We start from the raw sequence: 3,002 nt of genomic DNA, 5'->3' as shown, positions 1-3,002 counted from the left end.
GCTCCGTACTCGATGCCCGAGTCATGCACCCCGGGCGCAGCGCCCGCAACCACCTCCGGGCAATGGCCGCAGTGGCCGGGATCCCCGCAACACGGGTCGAAACGGTCCTCGCCATCGTCGGCCTCGAAACGGCAGCAACGCAGCGAGCAGGCGGATTCTCGCTCGGTATGCGCCAACGATTGGCGCTTGCAGGCGCACTGCTCGGTGACCCCGAAGTCCTGCTCCTCGACGAACCAGCCAACGGACTCGATCCAGACGGCATCCGCTGGCTGCGCACCTATCTCCGCGACTTCGCGGACAGAGGTGGCACCGTCTTCGTGTCGAGCCACCTCATCAGCGAACTCGCCATGTTCGCCGACGATCTCGTTGTCATCGGTGGCGGAAAGCTCCTCGCCGCCAAGTCGCTCGACGAGATCACCGAACTCAACGACGTTCAGGTCGTCGTCGAGACCCCTGATTCTGCGGAGCTCATCGCTCTGCTCTCCGCCGAGGGCGCTGCTGTGGACACCGTCGGCCGCCATCTGATGATCCGAGGAGTCACGAGGACGCACGTCTCCCAGTTGGCCTTCGACAACCGGATCCAACTCACCAAGCTCACCGAAACCGCCAAGTCGCTCGAAGACACCCTGCTCGACATGACCGAGGCGTCCGCCGAGTTCGCAGCCGCCTGAACACAGCCCAACTTCCGAACGATCGACGCAAGGAACCAACCAATGACGACCATCACGTACCAACCCACCGACCAGATGCCAGCCGCCGATCAACCGGCGGCACGGACACAGAACGACACGCTCAAGGCGTTGCCAACGACACTCAAGAGCGAATGGATCAAGCTCTCGACCATCCGATCGAACACGGCCATCCTCGCCCTGACCATCGCACTCAACGGAGTGGTTTCGTGGGCCATCGCCAACTTCGTCACCGACGAAGGGGAACTGTTCGTCGACAAGGTCTTCGCGTTCTCGACCCTGTTCACCGCAGTATTCGCCGCGGTCGCAGGGATCTTGATCTTCAGCTCCGAGGCACAACACGGCACCCTGGGCCCGACCCTCACCGCTCGGCCTGCGCGTCTCGCCATCGCAACCGCCAAGACCATCACTGCCGCAGCGTTCGGAGCGGTGCTCGGAGCAGCCGGCCTCGCCGCCGGGCTCGCCGGCGCATCAGCCTCCGACATCGAAACCGGCGATACCTCGAGCATCCTCGGTACCAGTCTCTGGGCCGTCCTCTTCGTGTCGCTGGCGTCGGTACTCGGTCTCGGAATCGGCATGATCGCCCGCCACAGCACAGCTGCCATCTCCGGACTCCTCGTGTGGTGGCTCGTCGTCGAGAGTCTGCTCTATGCATTCCTCGATCAACGACTCTCCCGCCTCCTGCCGTTCGTCGCCGGCAACGGACTGCTCCCACTCGACGACCCCGCCGCCAGCACCGAAACGCTCAGCGCCACGCTCTCCAACGCCGAGAACGCCCTCGTCTTCGGCGGCTACGCGACCCTTGCGCTCGCCGTCGGAACCGTGCTGCTCTGCCGACGAGACAACAACTAGTAGTGAACCGACGCACTACCAATGGTCAGCCCCAAGCGGGAAGCGCCGTCGGCACCACGGAGCAGAGCGACCGTGGACAAGCAAGCGAACAACGCCGGGATAATTTCACCGCATCCGGCGTCTGCCCGTTCAGCTCAGAATGTTCACGAGCGATCATCTCGAAACCGCCCACAGCCGGCACGTTGCGCACGCCGACCCGAGCGATAATGCGCGTCAGACCGGCCAACCGCCTCAGGCGTGTCGGCGATGCGCAGGGAGGCTTGCCGTGTGGTTTCCCCTGCTGCACGGGGCGGACATGCCGGCGTCATCCCGCTGGCGTCGCTTGCTACCGTGTCACCATGACGGAGATCGGACGAACGGTGTTGGCCGAAGCGCTCGATCTCCCCGCCAGCGAACGCGCCGACATCGCAGCCGAACTCCTCGCAAGTCTGCAGCCCCCCGACGAGATCACCGACGACGAGCTCGAGCACGTTTGGGCCGATGAGATTCGCCGGCGCGTCGAACGAGTGCGCTCCGGCGTGAGCCGAACCGTCCCCTGGGACGAGGTTCGCACCGACGCTGAGCGGCAGTTCGCTCAGCGGTGACCCGATCGGTCCGCTTCCTGGATCGACCGACTCGCGCCGTGAGTGACCTGTCCTGCCCGGCTGCGTCGGCTCCTGATCCTCATAGTCTCGGCCGTGACACGATCAGGCGACGGCGGCGTGCCTAGTTCGTGCCTAGAGCAGCGCGAATCAGGGTGGTTCTCGGCACAACATCGGAGGCCCCGAGCAGCGCCGAGAACCCCCTCTGGCCAGGCAAAACGTGCCCTGAGCAGGCGCGATGCGATCTGGCTCGGATCGCTTCCCAAGCTGAGAACGCGGGTTCGATTCCCGTCATCCGCTCCACGCGAAACCGCTGCTCAGACCTTCACCATGCGTTCTCGCACACTGCGACCGGGCGCCTTCGGCGACGCCGACGCCATGCACGGCGCCTGCGGGGTGGCGCTCATCGACGCTCTGCGCTGCCGGAACTTACGCTGCCGGAACGTCCGAGCAGCGTGACACCGACACCGATGAACCAGACGATCGAGCCGAGCCCGAAGACCATTTCGACCGCCTCGAATGCCGGCACGACGGTGCCCAGGCCGGCCGCGGCGGTGATGAGGCCAACGACGTTGAGCCAGCGGGGCAGCAGTGTGGTGGTGAGCCCGGCGATCGAGACCAGACCGATCCAGATTCCGCCGACGAGTTCGTTGCCGCCGCCGAGGCCGTTGGTGACGGTGTCGATCGCAGCCCAGACCGAGATCGCTCGATCCGGGTCGGAGTCGGCGAGGTCGGCGACGGCCTCGATGCCGATGTTGGAGATCATCCCGGTGGCGTACATCAGCCCAGCCCAGATCGCGGCGAACACCGCGGCGGCGTTCGCAAGGATCGGGGCCCGGTCGGCGAGCCGCTGCCGGAGCGCGAGTGCCAGGGGCACGAG

General features: G+C 65.8%; 4 protein-coding genes. 3 read left to right on the top strand and 1 reads right to left on the bottom strand.

The window, feature by feature from the left end; all coding sequences use genetic code 11:
- The 3 genes from WBV89_RS03880 to WBV89_RS03870 all read left to right on the top strand — a co-directional run.
- Positions 1-671: AAA family ATPase (locus tag WBV89_RS03880; protein ID WP_423980029.1), on the top strand; the 671-nt coding region annotated here is incomplete at its 5' end.
- Positions 672-713: 42 nt separating this feature from the next.
- Positions 714-1,541 (top strand): ABC transporter permease subunit, encoded by an 828-nt coding sequence (locus tag WBV89_RS03875; protein ID WP_423980028.1) that lies wholly within the window; start codon positions 714-716, stop codon positions 1,539-1,541.
- 338 nt (positions 1,542-1,879) lie between these two features.
- Positions 1,880-2,125, top strand: a complete 246-nt coding sequence (locus WBV89_RS03870) for an addiction module protein (RefSeq protein ID WP_423980027.1) — start codon at positions 1,880-1,882, stop codon at positions 2,123-2,125.
- Between the two features lie 400 nt (positions 2,126-2,525).
- On the opposite strand, the gene WBV89_RS03865 is transcribed toward WBV89_RS03870, so the two are convergent.
- On the bottom strand, positions 2,526-3,002 hold a 477-nt coding region (locus WBV89_RS03865; protein WP_423980026.1), incomplete at its 5' end, for a hypothetical protein.

The sequence above is a fragment of the Ilumatobacter sp. genome (assembly GCF_049588435.1).
Classification (GTDB): Bacteria; Actinomycetota; Acidimicrobiia; order Acidimicrobiales; family Ilumatobacteraceae; genus Ilumatobacter_A.
The sequence above is the reverse complement of the archived record's forward strand: the minus strand, read 5'-3'. Positions and strand labels throughout refer to the sequence as shown.